The organism is Empedobacter sp. UBA3239 (genome assembly GCF_002362875.1).
Lineage (GTDB): Bacteria > Bacteroidota > Bacteroidia > Flavobacteriales > Weeksellaceae > Empedobacter > Empedobacter falsenii_B.
Genome location: NZ_DEVJ01000039.1, coordinates 81,560 through 107,869 on the forward strand (window position 1 = coordinate 81,560; position 26,310 = coordinate 107,869).

Sequence of the window (26,310 nt, forward strand, 5' to 3'; positions counted from 1 at the left end):
TTTTACTTATCTCCATTTATCCATCTCGAAACGGACTGAGAAAATGTTAGAATATAATCCTAAACCACTGTCTCCAAAGTTTGTCAAAGCATAATCAATCGAGATTCCTTTGTATTTGAAACCTACCCCAACATTTGGCTGAATTTGAGTTTTATCTTTTCCATCAAATTGCGAAATTTTCTGTAAATTATTCAATCCACCACGTACAAAAACCATGTCATCATAACCTAATTCAAGACCAACTTGCGGCGAAATCGAAAATCCTTTTCCAGAAATTGCGGCATTCGTTTGTTGAAATTCGATATTCATATCAACCTCTCCCAATAACGAAACTCGTTCATTAAAATCAAAACGTTTTCCAACTCCAAATTGCAATTTAGGCATTGTTAATTCGATATTCTCTCCAGGTAAATCATTCAAAATTGTTGGCTCACCTTCATTATTTGGTTCGTCAATCGTGATTTCTTTTACCTTTTGTTTATTGATACTCCACGCATTGAAAGTTGTTGTAATATCTCGTGCCATCAAACCAAAATACATTTTATTATCGGTACGATATTGCAAACCAAGATCAATTCCGAAACCAAATCCTTGCGCAAATTTCCCAATATGTCGATAAACGATTTTAGCATTTGCACCAAACTGAATATCTTTATTGTTGAATACATTCCCCGCATAAGACATCGTCAAAGCATAATCTGCTGTGGAAAATTTAGAGATTTTATCGTAATTAATATTTCCTTGATTATCAATTAATTCTGTCGTATTCAAAATGTCATCAACACCAAAACGTGTAAACGAAAATGCAATAGTAGAATTACTTTCTCTCAACGGAATTGCAACCACCGCATAATCAAATTTTGCAATCGACTGAAAATATTCAGCATGCATTGCTGCAGCTTCCCAATCATAGGTGATTTCTGTTAATCCAGCAGGATTCCAATAAGCCGCATTTGCATTTCCAATATTCGCCACAACTGCATTACCCATTGCAAACGAGCGCGCATCTGCACCAATATTCAGAAACTCGTTCGAATATTTGCGAGTGGTTTGAGAAAAAGCAAATTGATTTGCTAGAATAGATAATAAAAGGAATGTCTTTTTCAAAATTGATGAATTACGAATATAAAAACTCAAAAATAGTGGTTTTATTGTGTTTAAAAAGGATTCAGATTAATTTTTGTTTGTACTTTTGTGATGAAAAATTCATTTATGAAATTATTTACAATTCCAAATTTTCTAACACTACTTAATCTTTCATGTGGTGTATTATCAGCCATTTTCATGATTTCGAGTAATGCTCAAATCACAACCACCACAGTTACAATTGTGATGGTTTTGATGTTGATTTCATTAGTTGCTGATTTTTTGGATGGAATGGTTGCACGATTAATGAATATTGGTAACCCGATTGGAAAAGAATTGGATTCTTTGGCAGATTGTATTTCGTTTGGTGTTGTACCAGGATTGATGTTATTTTCGATGTTCAATCATTTTTCAACTGATTTTATTTATGTAAATGAGAATTTAAAAATTGCTGCAATTTCTTTATTTGCTTTTTTAGTTCCAGCTTTTTCGGCGTTACGTTTGGCAAAATTTAATTTAGATGAAGATCAAGCAACGTATTTCAAAGGTTTGGCAACGCCATCAAATACCTTATTTATTTTCTCATTATTTTCTATCTATTACAATAATGGACAAATTATTAATCCTTCTGTTGATCCGTATTTATTAATTGCTGTTTCTATTGTATTTAGTGTTTTATTAATTGTCGATTTACCATTATTTGCCTTAAAATTTAAAGGATTGAGTTGGGCAGAAAATTATTATAAATACATTTTCTTAATCATTACATTAGGTTTAGTGGCTTGGTTGCAAGTTGCAGCAATTCCACTAATCATCTTATTGTACATCATCATCTCAATCATTTTTAGAAAAGAAATTACAAAATGAAATTAACTAAAAATATCTGTTTCTTTGATTTAGAAACAACAGGAACTAATGTTTCAAAAGACCGTATTGTCGAAATCTCTATCGTGAAAGCTTTAACAGATGGTTCAAAAGAAGTAAAAACTTGGAAAGTTAATCCTGGAATTCCAATTCCACCAGAAACAACTTTAATTCACGGAATTTCTGACGAAGATGTTGCCGATGCGCCTTCTTTCAAAGAGCTTGCCCCTGCAATTATGGAAATGATTAAAGATTCTGATTTGGCTGGATACAATTCAAATCGCTTTGATATTCCACTTTTAGCAGAAGAATTATTGCGTAATGGTTTTGATTTTGATTTATCGAAACATCGTCCAATTGATGTGCAAGTGATTTATCATAAAATGGAACCTCGCAACTTGAGCGCTGCTTATAAATATTATTGTGATAAAGATTTGATTGATGCGCATTCTGCGGAAGCTGATACGTTAGCAACTTACGAAGTTTTGATGGCACAAATCGAGAAATATGATGAGCTTGAAAATGACAATAAATTTTTGAGCGAATTTTCATCTCAACGCAAAACGGCTGATTTAGCAGGATTTATTCAGTACAATGATAAAGACCAAGAAATCATTTCTTTTGGTAAATATAAAGGACAAGTTGTGACGGATATTTTTGCGAAAGATCCAGGTTATTATGCGTGGATTCAGAATGCTGATTTTCCTTTATATACAAAGAAAGTTTTTACACGAATCAAATTACAAAACGGTTTTTAAGCGATGAAAATTATTTGTGTCGGACGAAATTACGTCGAACATGCAAAAGAATTAAATAATCCAATTCCAGAATCTCCCATGTTTTTCATGAAACCAGATTCTGCAATTTTGCGAAAAGGTTTTCCTTTTGTGATTCCAAGTTTTACGAAAGAAGTTCATTTTGAAACGGAAATTGTAATTAAAATTGATCGTGTTGGAAAAATGATTCAGCCTCAATTTGCAGATCGTTATTTTTCAGAAATAGGTTTAGGAATTGATTTTACAGCACGCGATGTACAGCAAGAATTAAAAGAAAAACGTTTTCCTTGGGAAATTGCGAAAGCTTTTGATGGTTCTGCATTTGCTTCGGATTTCTATGCAAAAGAAAATTTTGATTTAGATAATTTAGCGTTCAAATTAGATCGAAATGGAGAAAACGTACAAACTGGAAATTCAAAAGATATGATTTTTCATATCAACACGTTGATTGCAGAATGTTCTAAATATTTTACCTTGAAAAAAGGTGATTTAATTTTTACTGGAACGCCCGCTGGAGTTTCTAAAATCAATTCAAAAGATACGTTAGAAGGTTATTTGAATGATGAAAAAGTATTCGAAATAAAAGTGTTGTAATTCATACAATTATATAAACAACAATTTAAAAGAGCGAAATTTCGCTCTTTTATTATTTATACCACTACCTTTAATCAGAAATAAAATTAAGAATGGAAGACTATCTAAAAATAGAAGAAAAACTACAAAATGATTTTAATATATTGAAATCTAAAAAGAATAAAATCAGCAATATCAGACTTGTTGCATTTATTATTTCAATTGTATTATTCTTGCTTTATGTTACGTCGAGCAACAATTTGTATTTGATTATTTCTTCTATTTTATTTATTGTTTTCATCGTTTTAGTAGTTAAAACTTCTAAAATTTCTTCGCAACTCAATTATTCAATTCAAGCATTAGAAATTATTAATCAAATAAAAACGGATGATTCTATCGATCAATTTGTTGAAGATAATTCTCAATTCAATAATGTTTACAACAAAGATTTAGATATTCTAGAAGGAAATTCAATCTTCAATCGAATCAATAAAACGCAAACTCGAATTGGAAATTTACAGTTGAAACATTTTTTATCGAATTTGATTTTAGACAAATCAGAAATTATTGATAGACAAAATGCATTTACAGAATTGGCTGAAAAAAGAAATTGGATTGTGACATTTTTGACATTTACAAAGCGATTAAACATGAATCAATTTTCAATTTTTGTGTTCGAAAATCGTGTATTCAATACTGATTCAATAAAATTATTTCCACTCATCTTTTCTGTTCTGAATATTTTGTGTTTTATCGCTTTAGCAATTATTGGTTTTCCGAAAGAAATTGTTTTTTATTGGATTTTAGGTGCAGTCATTGTTTCGAATGCAATTTACATGTTTTATAAGCAACAACTAAGACGAATTGTGGCTTATACGACAATGAAAGCAGATGAATTGGATAATTTATATGAAGTTTTTCGACATATAGAAAATGAAAATTTTGAATCAAAACTGAATGTAGAAATTCAAAATACATTTGTAAATCCTTTCAAATCATCGGATTTAATCAAGACAATTTCTTCAACAAAAGAAACTTTAGATGCAGCAAATTTCCCGATTGTCGGATTTGTGTTGAATACATTTTTCTTGTGGCGTTTACATTATTCGATCAAATTTGAAAATGAAATTCAAAAAACGGTTCATCAAATCAAACCTTGGTTAGATGAATTGGCTAAATTAGAGACTTTTGTATCGTTTGCTATTTTTAATGATAAATACAAAATGTTTACGTATCCAGAAATTGTTGAAGAACCTTATGAATTAAAAATTACGAATGGTTTTCATCCTTTATTAGATGAAAAAACAGTTATAAAAAATGATTTTGAAACCAATCGTCCAAACAATATTGCGATTATTACAGGTGCAAATATGGCTGGAAAAAGTACTTTTTTGAGAACAGTTGGAACAAATTTGGTTTTAGCGATGAACGGCGCAAAAGTGAGTGCAGAAAAAATGTCATTTTACCCAATGGATTTATTTACAAGTATCAGAACGGTTGATAATCTGTCTTCTGGCGATTCTTATTTCAAAAATGAAATTAATAAATTGAAAATTTTGATTGAACGTTTAGAAAATGATCAACCACAAATCATCATTTTAGATGAGATTTTAAAAGGAACAAATTCAGAAGATAAACTAATTGGTTCGCAAAAATTTTTAGAAAAATTGATTAAATCTCCTACAAAATTGATTGGTTTTATCGCGACTCACGATTTAGAATTAACGAAAATGGAAGGTGAAAATCCGGATCATATTATTAATTATTGTTTCGAATTAAAAAATGTGGACAACAATTATTATTCAGATTATAAATTAAGAAAAGGCACAACCAAAATGATGAATGCCATTTTCTTAATGAAACAATTTAAGATTATTGATTAATCTTAAATTGTTAATTCAAATTCTTTAATAAAATTTGCATCAATCGTATTAAAATCATCTACAATACAATCTGCTTTTGAAATATCTTGTTGTTTCGAATTTGCACTTTTGTAACCTAAACAATACAAATTCGCACGGAAAGCCGCTTCCACTCCATTTTTACTATCTTCGATAACTATACATTCAGCATGTTTAGATTTAGCCAAATCAGCTGCATGTAGAAAAATAGCAGGATCTGGTTTTGACTTCGGAAAGTTTTCGCCAGAAACTTTATGCGTAAAATATTGATTCAACTCAAAACGATTAAAAACTCGATCAATTGTCGATTTTGAAGCCGAGGACGCCAAAATCAGTTCGATTCCATTACTGTAAAAATCTTTAATCAAACTCTCAACCCCGTCAATCAAATACAAATCAGGTTTTGTGTCAAAAGCTTCATTAAAGATGGTACGTTTTCTCAAAACCAAATCGTTCACTTCTTCTTTCAGATCAAATTTATCTTTCAGAATTTGATAAACATTCTTTGTCGATTGTCCTGTAAATGTAGCAAATAATTCTTCCGTAACTGGAATATTCAGTTCTTTATAATGTTCGAAATAAGCATATTTATGTACTGGTTCTGTATCGACGATTACGCCGTCCATATCGAAAATTACAGTTTTAATCATTATTGTTTTGTTTCTACAAAATTAACTTTTTTAAGAGAATAATGTAAAAGTTTAAACTTTAGAATGATTTTAAATTAACCAAATATCTTACTCATACAAAGCAATATATATAATTATTATTCGATTAAAAATGTTAAAACTTAACATTAAGATAACATTTGCACGCTTTTTGTAAAATAGATGGTATAACAAAGTTAAAAACTGAAAATTTAATAAAAATGAAAAAAGTATTATTAGTTGCTGTAATGGCATTAGGAATTTCTCAAGTAAATGCTCAAAACTATAAAAATGCTTTAGGTGTTGTTGTAGATTTAGGAGATGGAGAAACATTAGTAGGTCCACAATTCAAACACTCTTTTGATGGTAAAAACGCTGGTAATGTACAGGTGATGTTTGGAGATCATGTTACTGTTTTAGGTGCAGATTATACGTATAATCAACCTTTTTCTGGTACAAATGGCTTAGGATGGTATGTTGGTGTTGGACCTCAATTATCTTTTGTAGATGGAGGTAAATTTGAGGATAAAACTTATTTTGCAATTCGTCCACAAGCTGGTTTAGAATACAAAATTCCTTCTGCTCCATTGGCTTTACATTTTGATTGGAAACCTTGGTGGAATCTAACAAACGATTCTAACTTCGAAGCTGGGCGTTTTTCTTTAGGATTTAAATATACATTTAACTAATCTAAAGTTAGAAATAATATGAGCCACTCGTTTTGAGTGGTTTTTTTTTATAAGTAAAATCATAAAACATTGGCTTAAATTAATTTTATTCCTATAAATTAATCGCTATTTTTGAAAGATTTTGGATTTTATCTAAGACCAATTATAGATTAACACTATTATTTGATTATTCAAGATATAATTCCGAATTTTAACTTAGTATTAGATTTAATAACATTTATAGAAGATGAAACAATTAATTGGGACAGGAGTTGCTTTGGTTACGCCTTTTCAACAAGATGGTACCGTAGATTATGCTGCATTAGAAAATTTAGTAAACTATAGTATCGATGGCGGTGTTGAGTATTTAGTTATTTTGGGAACTACTGCAGAAGCAGCAACACTTACAAAGGATGAAAAGAAACAGGTAATTGAAACAATAAAGAAGGCGAATGCTAATCGTGTTCCGATGGTTTTGGGTATTGGAGGTAACAATACGGCAGAAGTTATTAATGAATATCAAGAAACAGATTTGAGTGATTATATCGCAGTTCTTACAGTTTCTCCTTATTATAATAAACCAAATCAAGAAGGAATTTACCAACATTATAAAGCGATTGCAGAAAGTACAGATGCTAACATCATTTTGTATAATGTTCCTGGTAGAACGGGTTCTAATATCTCAGCAGATACAACAATTCGTTTGGCAAATGAATTCAAAAATATTGTTGCGATTAAAGAAGCTTCACCAGATTTCTTACAATCAACAGATATTATTCGTAAAAACACACGCGAAGATTTCAATATTATTTCTGGTGATGATGAATTCGCAGTTCCAATGACTTTAGCTGGAGGTTCTGGTGTTATTTCTGTTATTGGACAAGGTGTTCCAACTGTTTTTACAGATATGATTCGCAAAGCAATCAACAAAGAAGTTGTTGCTGCTTACGAAGGTCATTACAAAGTTGTAGAAATTACACGTGCTATCTTCGAGGAAGGAAATCCTTGCGGAATAAAAGCTGTTTTAGATAACAAAGGCATTTGTAAACCATTTACAAGATTACCTTTAGTTCCAGCATCAGCTAACTTGACAACAAAAATTAACCAATTATTATCAAACATCTAAAAAAATAAAGCTTTGATAAAAGATACAATATTAGACGCATTAAACAAACAAATAAAATTAGAAGGAGATTCTTCTCAATTATATTTAGCTATGGCTTCTTGGGCAGAAGTGAAAGGTTTGGAAGGAACTGCAAATTTCTTGTACTCGCATGCAGACGAAGAACGTATGCATATGTTAAAATTAATTAAATTTATTAACGAAAGAGGCGGAAAAGCGTTTGTTCCACAAATTGAAGAACCAAAACAAGATTTCACAACATTAAAAGAAGTTTTTACTGCAATTTTAAACCACGAATGCTTTGTTTCTGAATCAATTAACGACATTGTAGGCTTAACATTGGAAGAAAGAGATTATTCAACTCACAATTTCTTGCAATGGTATGTTTCTGAGCAAATTGAGGAAGAAAAATTAGCCAGAAATATCTTAGATAAGTTAGAAATGATTGGATCTGACAAAGGAGGTTTATATCTATTTGATCGTGATATAGTTACATTAAGCTCAGTAACAACATTGGAATAAATCAAAACTTTGAGATTTTATTAAGAGGATAAGAAAAAAATATTTTATACTTTAGTCCTCAAATTTTATTAAATTTGCAGAATGTTTAAAAAACTAAGCTTAGTAGTTTTAATTGGCGCTTCTTTAGTGTCTTGTAACAAGACCTATAACAAAGCGATGAAAAGTACGGATAAAGACGAAATCTTTACATTGGCTACACAATTGTATCAAGATGGTAAATATGATTTGGCAAACGAATTGTATGAAAAAATTTCTACATCATTTGTAGGAACAGAAAAATCTGCGGACATTGCCTATAATATGGCACAAGGTAACTTTAACGAAAAAAGTTTCCGTTTAGCAGGACATCAATTCAAAAGCTTTGCAGGAGCTTATCCTATGGATAGCCGTGCAGAAGAAGCTTTATTCAAATCGGCATTTTCTTATTACAAAGATTCGCCAAAATATGACTTGGATCAAACAAGTACGTACACAGCAATCAGTGAGTTACAAGGATTTATCAATTCGTATCCAGAATCAGCACACGTTGCAGAAGCGAATAATTATATTACAGAACTTAGACAAAAATTAGAATTAAAGTCTTTCGAAATTTCTAAAGTTTATTACAAAACAATGAAATATAAGGCTGCTGGAGTTTCTTTTGACAATATGGTTGATGAATATCCAGATTCTAAATTTCGTGAAGAAGCAATGATGTATTCATTACGTTCTAAAACAGAATTGGCGTTAAATTTCTCTCGTATCGAAAACAAAGATTTACGTTTACAAGATGCCAGAACGCAATATCTTTTGTTAACAAGATATTATCCGCAAACAAAATTTAAAGCAGAAGCTGATAAATTGATGGAGAAAATCGACAAAGATATGGTTGAGACTAAAAAACAATTAGCTGATATAGAAGTAGCTAAAAAGAAATTTGAAGCTGATCAAGCTGAATTAAGCAAAGAGCAAAATAATAAATAATAGTAAAATATATAAAATTCTTTCATTATGAATTTCAAGGATATCGGTGCAGCACCAACAACACAAACTTATGATCGTAATAAAATCGATGAGAAAACAGGAAACTTATACGAATCGATTGTAATTATGGGTAAAAGAGCAGAACAAATCAACCAAGAAATGAAAACTGAATTAATTCAGAAATTGGATGAGTTTGCTGCACATACAGATTCTTTAGAAGAAGTTTTTGAAAATAGAGAGCAAATCGAAGTTTCAAAATTCTACGAAAGATTACCTAAACCGACTTCTATTGCGGTTAAGGAATGGTTAGACAATGACGTATATTACAGAAATCCAAATGAGGATAAATAATGTCTGTTTTACATAGTAAAAAAATTCTTTTGGCAGTTTCTGCCGGAATAGCGGCCTACAAAGCCGCTTTTCTTGTTAGAGGGCTAATCAAAAAAGGAGCTGATGTTAAAGTTATTATGACGCCAGAAGCTCAAAACTTCGTTACTCCACTTACACTTTCCACACTTTCTAAAAATCCTGTCGAATGGGAATTTTTCGGTGATAAAGGGGATTGGAATAATCATGTGGAATATGCTCTTTGGGCAGATTATATGATTATTGCACCTTGCACAGCAAATACGTTGTCACATATGGCAGATGGAACATGTGATAATTTAGTTCTAGCAACTTATCTTTCGGCTAAATGTCCTGTATATTTTGCTCCAGCAATGGATTTGGATATGTACAAACATCCATCAACTTTAGAAAATTTTGCTAAATTAGAATCTTTCGGAAATATTTGTATTCCTGCTGAAGCTGGAGAATTAGCAAGTGGATTAATTGGAGAAGGTAGAATGGCTGAACCTGAAAACATTATTGCGTTTTTGGAAAGTACAATCGAAGCTACTCTCCCACTTCACGGAAAAAAAGTAGTAGTTTCTGCTGGTCCTACATACGAAAACTTAGATCCTGTTCGTTTTATAGGTAATTATTCTTCGGGAAAAATGGGATACGAGATTGCAAAAGCTGCTGCTAATTTGGGTGCAAAAGTTACCTTGGTTAGTGGTCCAAGTCACGAATCTGTTACAGGTTTTCCTATCGATCGAATAAATGTTGTTTCTGCTCGTGATATGTACGAAGCGATGCACGCTAATTTTGCTGATGCTGATGCTGTGGTAATGTCAGCGGCTGTTGCAGATTATCGTCCAAAAAAAATGGCTGAGCATAAAATTAAGAAAGAAAACGATGATAATTTAATTATCGAATTGGTGAAAAATCCTGATATTCTAAAATCGTTAGGCGAAATCAAAACACATCAATTATTGGTTGGTTTTGCATTAGAGACGAATAACGAAGAAGAATATGCAAAGAAAAAATTAGCCAAAAAGAATCTTGATTTTATTGTTCTTAATTCGATGCAAGATAAAGAAGCTGGTTTTCAGAAGAATACAAACAAAATTACAATTATTGATAAAGATTTATCGATGCAACAATTTGATGCAAAATCAAAAACAGATGTTGCAAAAGATATTTTGAATGTCATTTTAAATAAGTTATAAAATTTATTATGAAGAAATTAGCCTCAATTTTCTTTTCGTCGTGTTTAGCTATTTCGGCTTTCTCGCAAAATATTATTGCAGATGTAAAAGTCGATTATTCTCAGGTTCAGGGATCTAATACACAGGTTTATCAAACTTTAGAAAGATCATTAAAAACGTTTATTAATTCAACAAAATGGACAAATGATCGTTTAAAAACATACGAAAGAATTGAAGCTAGTTTCGTCATCAATGTAACGGAACGTGAGGGAAACAGAATGAAAGGTACTATTTTGGTACAATCTCGTCGTCCTGTTTTTAACTCAACGTACTATACGCCTGTTCTTAATTTATCTGACGATAATTTTACGTTTCAATACCAAGAATCTGAAGAATTAATTTTCAATGATCGTAAATTCAGTGGAAAAAATTTGACAGATGTATTGACGTATTACATTTATTTAGTTTTGGGATATGATGCAGATACATTTGCGAAAGAAGGCGGAACAGAGTATTTCAAAATGGCGAAGAAAATTGCAGATTTCGGTCAAGCGAACAATAATTTCTCTGGTTGGAGCGAATTAGATGGAATAAAATCGCGTACCGCCTTAATTAACAATATTTTAAAATCGGATAATTCTACACTTCGAAATATCATCTATCAATATCATAGAAACGGCTTAGACATTATGTCTGAGAACGAAGTTCGTGGTAAAAATGCTATTGGAAATACTCTATTGCAGTTAGAATTTTACCAAAGAGGAAATTATTCTCAATTTTATCCTTTAGAACTTTTCTTAACAGCAAAAAATAGCGAAATTAGTCAAGTATTTTCAGGCGGACAGGTTTCTACGGTGAATATCGAGAAACTGAAAGGAATTTTAAATTCAATCGCGCCAAAATACAACGACAATTATTGGAATAAATTGAAAAAGTAAATGTTAAAAACTCTTCGCGTTAATAATTTCGCCATTATCGATCAATTGGAGATTGATTTTCATCAAGGTATGACCACAATTACCGGTGAAACTGGTGCTGGAAAATCGATTTTGTTAGGTGCTTTAAAATTAGTTTTAGGCGAACGTGCCGATTTAAAAGCCTTGAAAAATGTTGATGAAAAATGTATTATCGAAGCTGTTTTTGAGATTAAAAATCTTGAATTAAATGATTTTTTCGAAGAGAATGATTTAGATTATGAAGACGAATCTATTTTGAGAAGAGAATTATTACCTTCTGGAAAATCGCGTGCTTTTATCAATGACACACCTGTTAAAGTCTCTATTTTACAGGAATTATCAGAATTATTGATTGATATTCATTCTCAATTTAATACCCCTAAAATCTTTGAAGCTGATTTTCAACTTTCGATGTTGGATATTTACGGAGAAAACAAAGACTTATTGAAAGAATATAGGAAAGATTTTAACCACTATATTTCAACAAAGAAAAAGATAAAAGATGCTCAAAATTCGTTAGAAAATCAATCGCAAGATTTAGAATATAAATTGCATTTGTGGGAAGAATTGAACAATGCTTCGCTAAAAAATGAGGAATTAGAACAATTGGAAATCGAGATAAAATCTTTATCAAATGTAGAAGAAATTATTTCGATTTTGAATGAAACTTATCAATTTTTGGAGCATCCTGAAATGGGAATAATTTCTCAATTGAATGAAGCAAGCAATAAATTGAATAAAATTTCGGATTATAATTCGCAATACAATTTGATTTACGAGCGATTAATTTCATCAAAAATAGAATTGCAAGATATTTCGGGTGAAATGAGTAGTTTGATAGATTCGACTGAAATTAATCCTGAAAGATTACAAGAAATTACTGATCGTTACGATTTGATTCATAAATTATTGCGTAAACATAATGTGATTTCTGTTGAAGAATTAATTGCTAAACGTGACGAATTAGAAAGTCAAACTTCTGGTTTTGATAATTTGAGTGATTTAATTATTCACTTAAATAAAGAATTGAATTCAATCTCAGAAAAACTTGAAAAACAATCAATTAAAATTAGAAAAAATAGATTTTCTTCTATCGAAATTATCCGAAAAAATATCTTGAATACGTTGTCACAATTGGGAATGGAAAATTCTCAATTAACCATTCAATTAAACGAAACAGCAGATTTTACAGCAACTGGAAAAGATGAAGTTTTGTTTCTATTCTCAGCAAATAAAGGAATGGAACCTCGTATTTTTGAGAAATCTGTTTCTGGTGGAGAACGTTCTCGATTGATGTTAGCGATTAAAAAATTATTGGCAACTCATCAACATTTGCCTACATTAATTTTAGATGAAATAGATACAGGAATTTCTGGAAAAGTTGCGAATGAAACAGGAAAAGTAATGCAAACAATGGCAGAAAATATGCAGCTTTTAGTGATTACGCATTTGCCACAAGTCGCTTCAAAAGGAAATTATCAGCTAAAAGTTTACAAAGAAGTCGTAAACGAAACAACGCAAACAAACGTGACAGTGCTTTCTCAACAACAACGCTTAGAAGAAATTGCACAAATGATTTCTGGTTCAGAATTGACAGATGCAGCAATCAATCAAGCAAAAGAATTAATGAATTTGAATTAAAATTCTTAAATTATATAAAATCAAAAAAGCTCGAGAATTTTCTCGAGCTTTTGTTTTGTATAATTAATTCTGGAATTATTTCGTTAATCTTTCCAACGAATATTCAATCATTGCATCAACTGCTTTGTAAGAATCGGCACTAAATTCACCTAAAATTCTATTCGCAACAATTGCATTTATTGATAACGCTTCGTGTCCCATCATCGCTGATAATCCATAAATTGCAGAAGTTTCCATCTCGAAATTAGAGATTCTTAAACCTTCATAATTAAAACTTGTTAAACGCTCATTAATATCGGCTGGATTTGGTTGCAATCTCAAATAACGACCTTGAGGTCCGTAAAAACCACAAGCTGTAGCCGTTATTCCTTGAATTGTTTTTTCAGAAGCCAATTTATCTAACAACAAATCAGATCCTTTTACTAAATATGGACGCGCTTTTTTCGGCGACCAATCAACATGTTTGATAAAAGCATCTTCTGCCTCTTTATTCATCACCGCTTCACTCCCAACATAATAATGCAAAAGTCCATCTAAACCTAAACCATGAGAACCAATAACGAAACTATCAACAGGAATATCCGCTTGCAAAGCTCCAGAAGTTCCCATACGAACAAATGATAATTTTCTGAAATCTTTTTTGATCTCTCCAGTTTCTAAATCGATGTTAGCCAAAGCGTCTAACTCAGATAAAACAATATCAATATTATCCGTTCCCATACCAGTCGAAATAACTGTTAAACGTTTACCATTCAACGTTCCTGTATGCGTTACAATTTCTCTTTTGCTTGCTGTGTGCTCGATTGTATCAAAATGTCTTGAAACTTTTTCGACACGATTTGGATCACCAACAGTTATAATAGTATCTGCTAAATGCTCTGGTCTTATATTACAATGGTAAACACTTCCGTCTGCATTTAAAACTAATTCTGATGCTGCTTTACTCATGATTTTATAATTAAAAATAAGAGAACAATATACAATTTTTATCAGTAATAATTGTAAAGAAATTATTAACCACCTACTCTTTTCACTTTAAACCCTTTATCTTTCAGGAAAGCCATAATCTTGTCGCGATAATCTCCTTGAATGATGATTTGTTCGTCTTTAAAACTCCCTCCAACACCCAAAAATTGCTTAATTTCTTTTGCTAAAAGTTTGAAATCTTCTGTTTCTCCTTCGTAACCTTCTATAATTGTATTTATTTTCCCTTTTCGTTTCTCAAACTTACAAATCAATGGTTCTTTCTGAATCCATAACTCATGTTGTTCTTCATTTGATACTTCTTCTGGCTCAGGTATATGATCAGGAAAAAGATTTTTTAATTGATGTTGTAAATCCATTTCTATTTTTATAATCTATTGATATTCAATACTTATCTATCACTAAAAATCACAAGGGGAACTAAAAGGGGAACCCATCCTTGATTTTACATGGAATATACAAAGATAAAAAAAAGGAACACTTAAGTGTTCCTTTTACTACATTTTCATTTTCGTGAAATTTATTATATCTTCTTCATAATAATATTTTCGGTTAGACCCCGGATCTCTTCGTACATTAAGTCCGGCTTTTTCTCTATCTCTAAGAGCCTTATCAGACTTTATACCTAAATACGATTTCACTTCCTCTGGAAAAATTCTTTTTTTCATATATATATATTTTTGTGATTAGTAAGATTTTTTTATCTCAATCATCTATAACAATACTACCAGAAAAAAAATTTAATCCAAAGAAAATTGAAAAAAAAAAATTAAATTTCAAATCCATCCTTAAGAATGAATTCTTTCAATAAATTGTCGATTCTAATACTTACTTTAAAAGGGGGTAATGATGTACCTTCTTTAGCTTCAAAATAAGTTTTTGCTTTGGCACGATCTACCGAATCTTTTAATGCACCGAATCTTCCGAAATCATTTAGATTAGTTTCCGAAATATGGGTATTCATTAATTGTTTTAATTTCTCTGGATCTACGCCAATAGCTTCTACTAATTTATTGATGTATTCGTTTTTCGCTTTGAATTGGTATTCTGAAATATAATCTCTGAATGTCTTTGTTGGATCCAACGTAATGTTACCACTTCGTACTTCATTTAAGAATACGTTTGCAAACTTTTGTTCATCTTGGGATAATGTTGCAAATGACTTGTATAATTCGTCTAAGATTGCTTGGTTTTGTTCTGGTGTTAAATCCTTTTGATTTAATGATTTTAAGAACTTCTCAAATCGACTGTTCATATAATTGGTATCAATAACACCCGTATCAATATCCATAATATAATTGTCGATTTCGAAAGGGATGTGTTCTGTTGAACCACCTGAAGTATCTCCACCCTGTTGCGCTAATTCTTTGTAACGAGTTACTAAAATATTGTAGGTTGTTTCGTCTAAAGCAACTTCGATTACTTTTTTAAGTTTAGGATTATTTTCATTGAAGACGTATTTCAATTTATCCCAAAAGAAGCCTTGGATTTTAGCCGCCGCTAAATTTTTAGTCAAAATATTGAATGTTTCTGCAAATTTAGCACGCACTGATAAATCGTCTGCAAGCTTTTTAAATTCTGAAATACCTGCATTTTCAAACAACAACTTAATTTCATTGAACATAAAATTGATGCGCTCTAAGTTGACATCCAAATGGTCTACAAATAAGCCATACGGTCTGTCGCCCGAATATAATTTAACGGCACGATTAATATTACGTTCCATCGTATGAGGGAAACGGTAATAACGAATTGTACCGAATGGTTTTTCTATGCCGAATAATCGATTGGTACGCGAAAATGCTTGAATAATGTTTTCGTATTCAAGTTTTTTATCCAAATAAAGTGTATTTACCCATTTTGAATCGAATCCAGTTAACATTTGATCCACTACGATTAATAAATCTAATTGTTCTTCAGGAGTTGTATGAATTCTAGTATAGGGTTTTTTATGTGCCAAACGGTTAGCAATGTCTTTTTTGAATGCTGCGTGAGTACTCATTGTAAAATGCTTTCCGAATCGTTCTTTATAATCTTTTAAAATTGATTCTAACCCTTCTTCCTTGAATTGAAAACCAGCGTTGTTATCAATGTTCGGGTCGAATAAAGCAGAAACTTTTAGCGTTGGAAATTCTTGTTTAAAAAGATTAAAATACTCAATCGCTTCAGCAATACTACTTGTCGCGAATATGGCGTGAAACTTACTGTTACTACTAAACGTTACCCAATTTTCTTTGATGTCTTTGACTACAATTTTTTGGTGTTCTGGTCTTTCGTATTGTACACTTTTTACGTAATCCTCAATCCCTTTTTGGTATTTCCCAGCACTATTTAAATCCCCTGCCATTTTTACTTTAGCCGGGTTCATAAACTTACTGTAGATTTCGTTTTTCTTAGGATCACTTAAAGCGTCTTCTTCATCAATGGCATTTGCTTCTTGTAAGGCTACTACACGACGTAAATCACGGTCTTTATGCGTTAGCACTTTATATGGATCGAAACCTAACACATTTTTATCTCTAATCCCATCGGCTAAACTGTAACGGTGTAATTCATTCCCAAAAATGGTAGAAGTATCCGAATCATTGCGTTTATTTTCCTCTTGGATTGGCGTACCCGTAAACCCAAAAAATACGGCGTTTGGAAACGTTTGACGAATGGTAGGTAACATTGTTTCTCCAAATACCGTACGATGCGCTTCGTCTATGATGACCACAATTCTTTTGGCACGCATAATCTCTAGATCACTACTTTTTAAACCATCCGTATCACTTTCGATGTTGCTCATCTTTTGGATGGATGTAACAATCAATGTATCGGCAGGATCGTTACTTTTTAATCGGTTGATTAAAACATAGGTATCTTCCGTTGCTTGCACGCTTAAACTCTCGTCTGCAAAGGCACGGTATTGCTCTAACGACTGTGTCCCTAATTCGATACGGTCTAATAAAAAGATGACTTTATCTGCATTTTTGGACGAAGCAATTAATTGAGCCGATTTAAAACTCGTCATTGTTTTACCTGAACCCGTTGTGTGCCAAATGTATCCCCCCCGAATATCGGGTTTAGCCCAATTAGTTAAAGCTACACGCGAAGAAATTGCACTGGCTGCATAAATTTGGTAACTGCGCATTACTTTTAATATATCGTCTGTCCCATCTGCAATGGTATAATACCCAATAAGTTCGTGTGCCATTGGGATGGATAAAAATTGATCGGCTATTGCCGTCCACTCTTTGATCGGTTCGTTGTTGAAATCTGCCCACTCAAATTGGTAATCTGAATTGAATACCCCATCAACCCCAGGATTAGCGAAATAAACCGTTTTGTCGGGTGTCATTGCTACAAAGATTTGAATTAATGAAAACAAACCTGTAAAATGACCTTCGTAGGTGTATTTCTCTATTTGTTTCACCGCTTCGTTCACCGCTTCTTTGGTTTTCTTTAATTCGATGTGAATTAAAGGCATTCCGTTGATTAACAGCAAAACATCGCCACGGCGGTCGTTACGGAACTCGGACTTGCGGTTGTAACGTGGCTGTTGCACAATTTGGTAACGGCTTTGACCAGCAGCAATTTCTCGGCGGTCGTAAATTTTAAGACTTACTTCTTTCCCTAGGTGTAATTGGTCGGCAGGATTATCTCTTTTGATGGTTACAGAACGCCCGTTAATGAATCCATTTAAATTAAGGGGCGTACGTAACTCTTGTATTTTGTTTAAAATTTGTTGCATTTCTCCATCCGACAAAGGCACATCGTTTAACCGATCGATGTCTTTGTTGTTTTCGAATAGGATGTTTGCCCAATTTTGAATTAATTCTTTTTCTGTAACATTTTTTAAAATGTTGTTTCCCAACCTTTTTGTTTGGCTAAGTTTTGTACCAAAGCTTCCTCGAAAGCCGCTTCGGAAGTAAAAGTGTTCATAGTTGTCGTGTTTTAGTAGTGTAGGTCTAGGTTAAACAAACATTTTTTGTAATAAGGCCTGTTTGATGTTTTTGTATTTTTCGATTTTTACTTGGCTTTGCTGGATTAAATTATCTAATTGCTCGAAATAAGCTCCAATTTTTTGTTGCTCTTCAAGAGAAGTAATTTTAATAGGTGTATTTTTAGCTTGTTCAATTGTATAATGTGAAATTGTTCCGATATGTGAAATTTTCTTTATGTAATTTTTAAAAACTTCAGAACAAAAGAAATAAAATAAATAATTGCTGCTAATCTTATCATCAACTTTAAACCATAATAAATCTGCATCCTTAGAATATATTGGGTCTTCAGAATTAATAATATAAGGTATACCTATTGTTCCTCCACCAGTAACTAATAAATCTCCCTTATTTAATTTTCCAGATTTTAAAATTAATTCATTATATAGTTTAAGTGATATATAAACTTTAGAATTTTCCCTATTGTTAAATGCAGAAACAACATCACTTGATCTAAAAAATGGGACACCTTTATTAATCCATTCATTTTTATGTACACGTGATCCTGATCCAATATTTATTTTTTCACCCAACATCTTTTCCTCCCATTTCTCTGTAAACCCTTTGAAACGAATTTCGGGAACATTGGCTCCTTCTTTTGGGAACATTTTCTCTAGCATTGCCTTTTTTAGATTAACTAACTTTTGGTGTTTTTGTTCATGTAAGTTAATCTGCTCGTCTATGTTTTTGAAGAAGTTACCGATTTGGGTTTGTTCTTCAATCGAAGTTAAAGGAATATTTAATTTAAAAAAATCTTTTAAATTATAATTACTCCTACCATCACCTGTTGAATTTTGAATCGCAAATTTTTTATGTTTACTAGAATTTAAAAAAGTTGATAAATAGTTTGGTAATATTATTTTTTTGTTTACCCTTGTGTTTATTGTTGCAAAACCTATTGCTCCAAATTCATTCTCTGAAATTACTGCTGACGTACCAACGTCTCCAGTATGAACGGTTACAACATCACCAATTAATAATTTTCTGCTAGAGTTTTGATCAGCAAATTTTTGTTCAAGATAAATTGGGTTTTCAGCAAATTCAAAATAATTATTTTTTATATCAGAATTTCTTATTAATAAAGTTCCACTATTTGTATAAAATTTAGTCATAGTAGTAACTAATCCAATAAATACTTTCGATAATTCCGTAATATTTTTTTCAGTCCACTCCTCTTGAAACCCCTTAAATCGAATGGCTGGTACGTTTTTATGCTGTTCCATCTTACCCAATGTTTAAAAGATTTTGTAATGCTTTAATTCCTTGGATGTCGTGTTCGGTACCCGTTAAGTCGTCCATCATTGTTGCTAAAGCAGACTGGCTCTCTTTTAATTGTGCATCAACCTCTACCAAAGTCGTTTCGTACTTTGTTGCTAAATGGTTGATTTTTTGTGTTAACTCGTCTAACTTATTCGTTGGAATTTCGTCTAAAGCTGTTGCTAAAGGCGTGATCCATTTTTGTACCAATAAGTGATCTACTTGGTCGTCTGTTAACTCTTCGATGACCTTTTTAGTTTGCAAATGTAAAGCGGCCGTTTGGTCGGTAACTTTTTTATTTACTGTTTTTAATTCGGCTTGTAATCTACTGATGCGCACTAATTTTGTTTCGTCGTCTTCTTCGCCATAAACTGTACCTTTTTTAATTTGGGCTGTGATTTCTTTCACCGTTTTCGTTAATTCACCGGCCACTAATTTATCTTTCGTTTCGTTTGTTAAATCGCTGTCTTTTGTTTCCTCTGAAAGTGATTCGAACAACTCCTCCACTTCTGCTGTAATTTCTGCTGAACGATTTTGAGCCTCTTCTAAGGCTTGTACCTCATCTTGTAAATAGACTTGTTGCGCCAACTCGAATGGGAAGATGTGGCCTTTCCATCCGTCTTGTACTTCTGTGTCTACTTTTTTCACTTTTTTGATGACTAAATTCGGGTCTACCCATTTAGCCGCTTGAATCCCTTCTGTCTGTAAAATCTCGATGTCCCCTGCAATGGTTTCCCATTGGTCGCTTAGTAATTGGAAAGCCGCATATTTATCGATTAACGGAATATGGTTGATACGATTGAATATCTCTGTACTTAGTATTGCTTCTTCGCGCCCGATGCTTACCTTTTCTAATCCCTCGATTAAACGTTGTTTTAAATAGGTTGGAAAAGCATTTAATGCTTCGTTGTAAGCTTGGTTAAATGCTTTTACCTCGTCGTTTGCTTGAATCGTAGCCGTAATATCCACCGCATTTAATTTTGCCATTTCTGGAGAAACTGTTTCGAATAACTGTTCACGTAAGGTAGGGAATGCCTCCCAGTATGCTTTAAGCTCTTGAATTTCTTGTTGCGGAATCCCTCCGAACATTGTGGCAAATATGTCGAAACTTTCTGCTTTTTCGCTACTGTCTACATAACGAGGAATATTTAGGTTGTATTCGTTGTCGCGAAGTTCTTGTTTCGATACAACTTTTGCATACTTCTCCACATCTTGACGCGCTGTGTAAGTATCTACAATGCGTTTGATGTCTGAAGTGCGTAATTTGTTATTTTTCCCTACTTTCTCGAATCCTTTTGATGCATCAATGATTAAGACATCGTTGCCTTGGCGTTTTTGTTTTACCACTAATACGACCGTAGGAATTCCTGTACCGAAGAAAATATTAGCCGGTAAACCGATTACTGCATCGATGTTGTTGTTTTCGATTAATTGCTTACGGATTGTTCCTTCTTCACCCCCTCTGAATAATACCCCGTGTGGTAAAACGATGGTCATAATTCCGTTTGGTTTTAAGTGGTATAAATCGTGTAAAAGGAAAGCGAAATCAGCCTTAGAACTTGGTGCTAATCCGTAATTATATCTTGGGTCGTGGTCTTTCCCTTCTGGATCCCATTTCTGAGAATACGGTGGGTTAGAAACTACGGCATCCACATATAACGGATCGAATTGATTGTTTTCATCTACATAAGGCCAATCGTCTTCTAATGTATCGGCATTACGCGTGACAATATTGGTTGCTAAAATTCCACGCATTACTAAATTCATACGTGTAAGATTGTATGTATTTTGTTTTAATTCTTGGGCGAAATATTTAATGTTGTTCTCGTTATCCATATAACGCGCCACACTTTTACCGATATTGATTAATAACGATCCCGAACCACTCGTTGGGTCATAAATTTGAATCTCTGAACGGTCTTGTAATTCGTGTGCAACGATATCTGACATTAATTGAGACACTTCGTGAGGTGTATAGAATTCCCCTGCTTTTTTACCCGCTGTAGCCGCAAACATACTGATTAAGTATTCGTAAATAAATCCTAATACATCGTAGTCTTGTTTGCCATCCATTGGGATGTCTTTGATTAAGTATAATAAGTCGCTAATTGCTTTGGTTCTTGCAGCAGAACTTTCTCCTAATTTACTTAACCCTGTTTGTAGTGTATCAAAAATACCTTCGAACAGTTTTTTATGGTTTTTATCGATGTTACGAGAGAAAGCAGATAATGCATCGTGCACATTTGATACCTCAAAATCACTTCCCATCTCGATCCAAGTTGAAAATAAATCTTTGTAAGCGATGAAATACCCAATGTTTTCTTTGATGTATCCCATTGTTTCAGCATCTTCTTCAGATAGGTTTTGAATATCTTCTTGTAACATCCCTTGTTTGAATGCAAATTTGATTTGTGCTTCAGACAGGTATTTGTAGAAAATGAATCCTAATATGTAATCTTTGTATTCGTTGGCTTCTATCTTTGAACGCATTTGATTGGCTGATGCCCAAATCTTAGCGGCTAGTTGTTGTTTATTCATAATTGATAAAATTCAGCTTACGTTATAGTGTTGTAATTCAATATTCAATTATTGGTATTACACAATAATCTATAAAGTAACAATTGTTTGCAAAATAAGGAATATATATCAAATTTCTAAACGAAAAAAGAGCCTAATTTGGCTCTCTTAAATCAGTTAAAATTCAAAAATTTTATTTGAACACCACCTAACCCATCATTTCCTTTAGATAAGTATTTTTTGTAAGCATCGTTAGAAACAATGTCTGAAATATGAAGATCGGATTCATAGTTTCCACCTTCAAGAAATTTAATGTACATATCATCGAATCTACCGAGTACATTTTCTATTATGTGATTCATCAGTATCATAATTTCTTTTTTCTTTCCTTCACTGCCTATATGAATATGAGAATAACCTTCACTGTCTTTTTCTACTACAAAGTACATATTCTTTTTGTACCTAACAAACAACTCTTTTACAACTTCTTCGTAATATGAAGCTTCATAATTTTCTTTAAAATTTAGAGTAATTTCCGTTGTGTATCTAGGATTTTCCGGTTCTTGATAAGAGAAACGAGTTATAGCCCTTTTCGCACGATCAATATTGTGATTAACTTTATTTATAGTATTATTCTTAACCTTACGTTTTCTACCGATCTTATTAATTCTAGAATAATTTACGTGCCATTCTTGAATACCATTTTCGTTTCTGAGTTTAAGAACTGTTGGATCTTTATAATTTACATTATGTAATGAGTTTTCTAGATGTTTTTTTTCCTCCTCCTGAGCTACTTTTTTAATATTTCTTTTAATTTGATCTGCTGATAAATCTAGAATTCCTGTTGATAAAATGAACGATTTGCTTATATAATAATTTATTCTCATTGATAATTTTTATAATATTTTATTTATAATTAGACGTATTATGCCCAATTCATATATATAAATAGCAACGAAATGATCAAAAGTCAAGTTTTATATAAAATAATCGTTATGCATTTATTATTCAGTGTTTTATATTTAATTAATTTCTAATAATAACAATTTTTAGAAGAAAATACCTACTTAGTTATGCCCCCCCTTTTGAAATAAAAAATTTTTAACTTTAAAAAAATGATTATTAATGAAAAAGTTGCAACTAAAAATTAAATTAACTTATTAATAATCAATCATTAGTTTTTTATTTATACAGGTAGTAGCGTTCCATATTGATCATTCAATTCAATACATTAACATTAAGAAAACGGATTTATCGTTAAAATAATTACATTATTTCTAAGTGCATAATTTTTTAAAAATTTTTCAAAACATCCTACACATCAGTAATATACATAAGAACTAGGTAGGTATTTAACCGGATACCTAGGTAGGGGTACTAATAATTAAACACCTCTGATTTTAGATTTTTGGTTGCACGATAAAATGCTTTGGCTTTATCGTATACTGAAGTCTTATCATACAAACTAAATGCATCTCCACGATCGTGTTGATGAGTCATTGATTTAACGACATCACGTTGCACTTCATGTAATAGCATATTAGAAATAAAAGTAGATCTACAATCATGACTACTGACATGATCACAAGCTAATTCTTGTGAATGAGATGGTTTAGAACCAAACGTTGTGTTATATACCTTAATAGTATCTTTTATTTTTAACTCTTTGAATAGTTTACGTATTCCCATATTTAAATAGGATAATGAATAGATTTTAGGAAATCTATTTCCATTACTTTTGTAAATATCTAGCGCCGGTCTAAATAATGTTGAATAGGTTTCATTGTCTGTCTTATTAGCAATGTTTCTAATGACCGGAACTTTGGTTCCGTCTACTTCAATATATTCAATTTTTAATCCATTTAATTCACAAACACTTTGATAACGCATACCTGTCGTAGATGCTAATACAACATAATCTCTTGCTTGCTGTAATAATTTTGATTTTGGTTTAGATTCTATTAACTTAACTAATGTATCTTCATTAATAAAATATTCTTTCTTTCGTCCTATTTTTTTTATCTGTAATTTTTGTGATTTCAAGTTGATATTATTCTTGATACCCTCGGAAGCAGCTTTATTTACTAATCCGGTAAAAATATCAATTATATTATCTATAGACTGTTTCGAATAGCCTTCTGGATCACGCGTACTCCTCTTATTCTTAATATGATTACTCTTCAACTTAATCTTACCAGTCTTGATTTTAGTACAAACGTGTAAAAATTCAACAACTATATCCTCTGTTAATTCTGAGAATATGTATGATTTTTTTTTATATTCTTCATAATTAAGCCAATGATGGTAAATTGATTTATACTTTTTAATTGTGTCAGCTTTTACGATAGGTGTATTATTTTCAAGCTGAAATTCACAATCTTCTATATAAAATTTTATAAATTCTGAAACAATGTTTTTATTAATCGTTTTAACTTCACCCGGAATTTTAATTTTTGTTGGTGATAATATTCCTTTTTCTACACGTAATTTATCGAACACTATTCTGAAATCATTACTTGTTGGTATTATGTTTTTTCTTTCGAAACTAGATCTCGCTTCTGTAAAACATGATTCAATTATCGCTATACGTGTGCGTAATTCAATTGCAATTGGTTTACGAGATTTATTTATAAAATCTCTATTGTAGTTATAATGATCCTTTAGTTTATTTGTATTCGGATCAATAACCTTTTTGCCGAAATCTTCCGGTTTGATGGTGATTCCGACACCAAATTTTAATCTTTTGTTATCACTAAATACATTAGCTATAATAAATTGCACACTCGTTTCCTTTCCTTCTATTTTTTCTTTTAATTGAAATATCATCATAATATTATACTTTTAGCTCAATAATACCATGCAAAAAGGGGAACTCAAAAGGGGAACTCAAAAAGTGTCGAATTATGATTTTAAGTGATGTGAAAGATCTAATAATTATTTAAAATAACATTGATTAAATTTTGAAAATCAGCATGTTACACATGTAATTAATTCTGATTGAATATATTAGAAGAAGAATATTAATTGATCTTGTAAATCCATAGTATTTAATGTAATCCTTGTAATATATGGCGTTCTAAATTAGAATTCGTCCATTTGTACCATTATAATTACAAAGATAAAATTTTTATTGCAGTTGTTTTATAAACCAATTTGGAACTTTATCCGAAACTATTTCAAGTTCATTTCTCTTAACTTGTGCAAATAATCTCATTTCTTGAGTTGAATTATCAAAAATATAGCCTTTATCTACAATTTTTAAAGCTGGAAAAAAATTCATTAAAGTAGAATGATATCGTTTAATCACCTTTTCATCTGGTACAGCGTGACCACCTTTTTCTACTCTATTTTCAATTCGAGAAATATTAATTAAAGGATCTTCAATACAGACAAAATACATATATGTTTTGAAACCACGATTTTTAGCATCCACTATTTCATCAATTTTAGAAGGATGACTCATCACTGTTTCAAATGAATAAGATTTACCTTTAATCAATAAGTGTTTTCGAATAAATGAAGTAATAAAAGACGCTTCGTAACTATGTGTAGACTTAGATTTATCAACCAAAACATTATTTCGAAACTGCACATCAATTGCTTTTCCTTCGTTATTTGCTTTTTCGAATAATGAAATTGAAGCAGGTTCAGTTTTAAAATCTTCAAAATCTTTTTCGGTAAGTTTTAGTTCATATCGATCCAAATCAATGAAACCTTTTAAAGAAATTTCTTTCTCAATCAAATCTGAATTAATAAAATATCCAGCATTAAATTTTGATGAGATTGAATCGAATAAAGTAGACTTTCCAGATCCATTTGGACCAGCAAAAACGCGCAAACGTTTTATTTTAGACATAATTTAGCTCCTTTTTTCAATTCAGCTGGAACTTTTATTCGATCTATTGTTTTAATCACCTTAATTTCTCCATTAGGTTTTCTCTCGATGATTCGATTTCCTTGAACATATTGAACTGATAAATCTAATGCTTCTGAAACTCTAATTGCAGCTTGCGATGCAGATTTAGCTAAACGATTTAACGCTCCTGCTTCTTCTAATTTTAGTATATCTGATTCTTTATTCATAATAATAGAAATTAAATTAACAATAATTATTCATCAATAAATATACGCAAATTTAGTGAAACCATTGTAATAATAAAAGCTTGACTTCATTCAAAAGCCTAATCTTTTGAATCTAAATTATATAATTTTTATTAATATTACCCGTTGTGCATTTTGATTACTAAATAATATAGTTGTTCATTTCATTGAAAATAAGTAAATTAATTTAACTACAAAACATTTACAATGAACAACTTA

General features: G+C 31.5%; 24 protein-coding genes. 12 read left to right on the forward strand and 12 right to left on the reverse strand.

Annotated features, from left to right (window positions below):
• Nucleotides 1-6: 6 nt before the first annotated feature.
• Nucleotides 7-1,107: a PorV/PorQ family protein gene (locus B4G36_RS05335; RefSeq protein WP_291062538.1), complete on the reverse strand. Its 1,101-nt coding sequence runs from the start codon at nucleotides 1,105-1,107 to the stop codon at nucleotides 7-9.
• 105 nt (nucleotides 1,108-1,212) lie between these two features.
• Between B4G36_RS05335 and B4G36_RS05340 the strand changes: the two genes are divergently transcribed.
• The 4 genes from B4G36_RS05340 (at nucleotide 1,213) to B4G36_RS05355 (ending at nucleotide 5,182) form a co-directional block, all read left to right on the forward strand.
• Complete coding sequence (locus B4G36_RS05340; RefSeq protein WP_291062540.1) at nucleotides 1,213-1,953, forward strand: CDP-alcohol phosphatidyltransferase family protein; 741 nt, start codon at nucleotides 1,213-1,215, stop codon at nucleotides 1,951-1,953.
• On the forward strand, nucleotides 1,950-2,708 hold the full coding sequence (locus tag B4G36_RS05345; protein ID WP_291062542.1) for a 3'-5' exonuclease: 759 nt from the start codon (nucleotides 1,950-1,952) through the stop codon (nucleotides 2,706-2,708). The genes B4G36_RS05340 and B4G36_RS05345 overlap by 4 nt, the downstream gene beginning before the upstream one ends.
• A gap of 3 nt (nucleotides 2,709-2,711) precedes the next feature.
• Nucleotides 2,712-3,320 (forward strand): fumarylacetoacetate hydrolase family protein, encoded by a 609-nt coding sequence (locus tag B4G36_RS05350; RefSeq protein WP_291062544.1) that lies wholly within the window; start codon nucleotides 2,712-2,714, stop codon nucleotides 3,318-3,320.
• Nucleotides 3,321-3,412: 92 nt separating this feature from the next.
• Entirely contained in the window at nucleotides 3,413-5,182 is a 1,770-nt protein-coding gene (locus B4G36_RS05355; protein WP_291062546.1) for a MutS-related protein, read from the forward strand.
• Between the two features lie 2 nt (nucleotides 5,183-5,184).
• Here the strand turns inward: B4G36_RS05355 and B4G36_RS05360 are convergent, their stop codons facing one another.
• Complete coding sequence (locus B4G36_RS05360) at nucleotides 5,185-5,850, reverse strand: HAD family hydrolase (protein WP_291062548.1); 666 nt, start codon at nucleotides 5,848-5,850, stop codon at nucleotides 5,185-5,187.
• Nucleotides 5,851-6,068: 218 nt separating this feature from the next.
• Between B4G36_RS05360 and B4G36_RS05365 the strand changes: the two genes are divergently transcribed.
• The 8 genes from B4G36_RS05365 to recN all read left to right on the forward strand — a co-directional run bounded on the left by B4G36_RS05365 (nucleotide 6,069) and on the right by recN (nucleotide 13,249).
• Complete coding sequence (locus B4G36_RS05365; RefSeq protein WP_221854476.1) at nucleotides 6,069-6,536, forward strand: hypothetical protein; 468 nt, start codon at nucleotides 6,069-6,071, stop codon at nucleotides 6,534-6,536.
• A 226-nt stretch (nucleotides 6,537-6,762) separates the two neighbouring features.
• Nucleotides 6,763-7,641 (forward strand): 4-hydroxy-tetrahydrodipicolinate synthase, encoded by an 879-nt coding sequence (gene dapA / locus B4G36_RS05370; RefSeq protein ID WP_291059917.1) that lies wholly within the window; start codon nucleotides 6,763-6,765, stop codon nucleotides 7,639-7,641.
• Between the two features lie 12 nt (nucleotides 7,642-7,653).
• Nucleotides 7,654-8,160, forward strand: coding sequence for a ferritin (locus B4G36_RS05375; protein WP_291062550.1), 507 nt, complete (start codon nucleotides 7,654-7,656; stop codon nucleotides 8,158-8,160).
• A gap of 81 nt (nucleotides 8,161-8,241) precedes the next feature.
• The gene (locus tag B4G36_RS05380; RefSeq protein WP_038334250.1) at nucleotides 8,242-9,123 is read left to right on the forward strand and encodes an outer membrane protein assembly factor BamD; all 882 of its coding nucleotides are present in this window, start codon (nucleotides 8,242-8,244) and stop codon (nucleotides 9,121-9,123) included.
• Nucleotides 9,124-9,150: 27 nt separating this feature from the next.
• Nucleotides 9,151-9,474 (forward strand): DNA-directed RNA polymerase subunit omega, encoded by a 324-nt coding sequence (locus B4G36_RS05385; RefSeq protein ID WP_019973784.1) that lies wholly within the window; start codon nucleotides 9,151-9,153, stop codon nucleotides 9,472-9,474.
• Nucleotides 9,474-10,673 (forward strand): bifunctional phosphopantothenoylcysteine decarboxylase/phosphopantothenate--cysteine ligase CoaBC, encoded by a 1,200-nt coding sequence (gene coaBC / locus B4G36_RS05390; RefSeq protein WP_291062552.1) that lies wholly within the window; start codon nucleotides 9,474-9,476, stop codon nucleotides 10,671-10,673. Before B4G36_RS05385 ends, coaBC begins: the two co-directional genes overlap by 1 nt.
• Nucleotides 10,674-10,681: 8 nt before the next feature.
• Nucleotides 10,682-11,590, forward strand: a complete 909-nt coding sequence (locus B4G36_RS05395) for a DUF4835 family protein (RefSeq protein ID WP_115000576.1) — start codon at nucleotides 10,682-10,684, stop codon at nucleotides 11,588-11,590.
• A complete protein-coding gene (recN, locus tag B4G36_RS05400; RefSeq protein WP_291062554.1) occupies nucleotides 11,591-13,249 on the forward strand; it encodes a DNA repair protein RecN in 1,659 nt (552 codons plus the stop codon). It begins immediately after the preceding gene.
• Between the two features lie 75 nt (nucleotides 13,250-13,324).
• On the opposite strand, the gene B4G36_RS05405 is transcribed toward recN, so the two are convergent.
• The 10 genes from B4G36_RS05405 to B4G36_RS05450 all read right to left on the reverse strand — a co-directional run bounded on the left by B4G36_RS05405 (nucleotide 13,325) and on the right by B4G36_RS05450 (nucleotide 26,073).
• On the reverse strand, nucleotides 13,325-14,197 hold the full coding sequence (locus B4G36_RS05405) for a nucleoside phosphorylase (protein WP_291062556.1): 873 nt from the start codon (nucleotides 14,195-14,197) through the stop codon (nucleotides 13,325-13,327).
• 65 nt (nucleotides 14,198-14,262) lie between these two features.
• The gene (locus tag B4G36_RS05410) at nucleotides 14,263-14,592 is read right to left on the reverse strand and encodes a translation initiation factor (RefSeq protein ID WP_291062558.1); all 330 of its coding nucleotides are present in this window, start codon (nucleotides 14,590-14,592) and stop codon (nucleotides 14,263-14,265) included.
• 138 nt (nucleotides 14,593-14,730) lie between these two features.
• Nucleotides 14,731-14,901, reverse strand: a complete 171-nt coding sequence (locus B4G36_RS05415) for a hypothetical protein (protein WP_291062560.1) — start codon at nucleotides 14,899-14,901, stop codon at nucleotides 14,731-14,733.
• Nucleotides 14,902-15,002: 101 nt separating this feature from the next.
• The gene (locus tag B4G36_RS05420; RefSeq protein WP_291062562.1) at nucleotides 15,003-18,089 is read right to left on the reverse strand and encodes a type I restriction endonuclease subunit R; all 3,087 of its coding nucleotides are present in this window, start codon (nucleotides 18,087-18,089) and stop codon (nucleotides 15,003-15,005) included.
• 99 nt (nucleotides 18,090-18,188) lie between these two features.
• Nucleotides 18,189-19,439, reverse strand: coding sequence for a restriction endonuclease subunit S (locus B4G36_RS05425; protein WP_291062564.1), 1,251 nt, complete (start codon nucleotides 19,437-19,439; stop codon nucleotides 18,189-18,191).
• A 1-nt stretch (nucleotide 19,440) separates the two neighbouring features.
• Nucleotides 19,441-22,011 carry a type I restriction-modification system subunit M gene (locus B4G36_RS05430; RefSeq protein WP_291062566.1) on the reverse strand — a complete coding sequence of 857 codons (2,571 nt, stop codon included), beginning with the start codon at nucleotides 22,009-22,011 and terminating at the stop codon, nucleotides 19,441-19,443.
• 152 nt (nucleotides 22,012-22,163) lie between these two features.
• Nucleotides 22,164-22,877 (reverse strand): hypothetical protein, encoded by a 714-nt coding sequence (locus B4G36_RS05435; RefSeq protein ID WP_291062568.1) that lies wholly within the window; start codon nucleotides 22,875-22,877, stop codon nucleotides 22,164-22,166.
• Between the two features lie 490 nt (nucleotides 22,878-23,367).
• Nucleotides 23,368-24,819 (reverse strand): hypothetical protein, encoded by a 1,452-nt coding sequence (locus tag B4G36_RS05440; RefSeq protein WP_291062570.1) that lies wholly within the window; start codon nucleotides 24,817-24,819, stop codon nucleotides 23,368-23,370.
• Nucleotides 24,820-25,117: 298 nt separating this feature from the next.
• Nucleotides 25,118-25,846, reverse strand: coding sequence for a hypothetical protein (locus tag B4G36_RS05445; protein ID WP_291062572.1), 729 nt, complete (start codon nucleotides 25,844-25,846; stop codon nucleotides 25,118-25,120).
• The gene (locus B4G36_RS05450; protein ID WP_038334320.1) at nucleotides 25,834-26,073 is read right to left on the reverse strand and encodes a hypothetical protein; all 240 of its coding nucleotides are present in this window, start codon (nucleotides 26,071-26,073) and stop codon (nucleotides 25,834-25,836) included. Before B4G36_RS05450 ends, B4G36_RS05445 begins: the two co-directional genes overlap by 13 nt.
• Between the last annotated feature and the right edge of the window lie 237 nt (nucleotides 26,074-26,310).

Coding starts and splice junctions, on each gene's coding strand:
- B4G36_RS05340 (WP_291062540.1), top strand. CDS start 1,213: ATGAAATTATTTACAATTCCAAATTTTCTAACACTACTTAATCTTTCA.
- B4G36_RS05345 (WP_291062542.1), top strand. CDS start 1,950: ATGAAATTAACTAAAAATATCTGTTTCTTTGATTTAGAAACAACAGGA.
- B4G36_RS05350 (WP_291062544.1), top strand. CDS start 2,712: ATGAAAATTATTTGTGTCGGACGAAATTACGTCGAACATGCAAAAGAA.
- B4G36_RS05355 (WP_291062546.1), top strand. CDS start 3,413: ATGGAAGACTATCTAAAAATAGAAGAAAAACTACAAAATGATTTTAAT.
- B4G36_RS05360 (WP_291062548.1), bottom strand. CDS start 5,850: ATGATTAAAACTGTAATTTTCGATATGGACGGCGTAATCGTCGATACA.
- B4G36_RS05365 (WP_221854476.1), top strand. CDS start 6,069: ATGAAAAAAGTATTATTAGTTGCTGTAATGGCATTAGGAATTTCTCAA.
- dapA (WP_291059917.1), top strand. CDS start 6,763: ATGAAACAATTAATTGGGACAGGAGTTGCTTTGGTTACGCCTTTTCAA.
- B4G36_RS05380 (WP_038334250.1), top strand. CDS start 8,242: ATGTTTAAAAAACTAAGCTTAGTAGTTTTAATTGGCGCTTCTTTAGTG.
- B4G36_RS05385 (WP_019973784.1), top strand. CDS start 9,151: ATGAATTTCAAGGATATCGGTGCAGCACCAACAACACAAACTTATGAT.
- coaBC (WP_291062552.1), top strand. CDS start 9,474: ATGTCTGTTTTACATAGTAAAAAAATTCTTTTGGCAGTTTCTGCCGGA.
- B4G36_RS05395 (WP_115000576.1), top strand. CDS start 10,682: ATGAAGAAATTAGCCTCAATTTTCTTTTCGTCGTGTTTAGCTATTTCG.
- recN (WP_291062554.1), top strand. CDS start 11,591: ATGTTAAAAACTCTTCGCGTTAATAATTTCGCCATTATCGATCAATTG.
- B4G36_RS05405 (WP_291062556.1), bottom strand. CDS start 14,197: ATGAGTAAAGCAGCATCAGAATTAGTTTTAAATGCAGACGGAAGTGTT.
- B4G36_RS05410 (WP_291062558.1), bottom strand. CDS start 14,592: ATGGATTTACAACATCAATTAAAAAATCTTTTTCCTGATCATATACCT.
- B4G36_RS05415 (WP_291062560.1), bottom strand. CDS start 14,901: ATGAAAAAAAGAATTTTTCCAGAGGAAGTGAAATCGTATTTAGGTATA.
- B4G36_RS05425 (WP_291062564.1), bottom strand. CDS start 19,439: ATGGAACAGCATAAAAACGTACCAGCCATTCGATTTAAGGGGTTTCAA.
- B4G36_RS05430 (WP_291062566.1), bottom strand. CDS start 22,011: ATGAATAAACAACAACTAGCCGCTAAGATTTGGGCATCAGCCAATCAA.
- B4G36_RS05435 (WP_291062568.1), bottom strand. CDS start 22,877: ATGAGAATAAATTATTATATAAGCAAATCGTTCATTTTATCAACAGGA.
- B4G36_RS05440 (WP_291062570.1), bottom strand. CDS start 24,819: ATGATGATATTTCAATTAAAAGAAAAAATAGAAGGAAAGGAAACGAGT.
- B4G36_RS05445 (WP_291062572.1), bottom strand. CDS start 25,846: ATGTCTAAAATAAAACGTTTGCGCGTTTTTGCTGGTCCAAATGGATCT.
- B4G36_RS05450 (WP_038334320.1), bottom strand. CDS start 26,073: ATGAATAAAGAATCAGATATACTAAAATTAGAAGAAGCAGGAGCGTTA.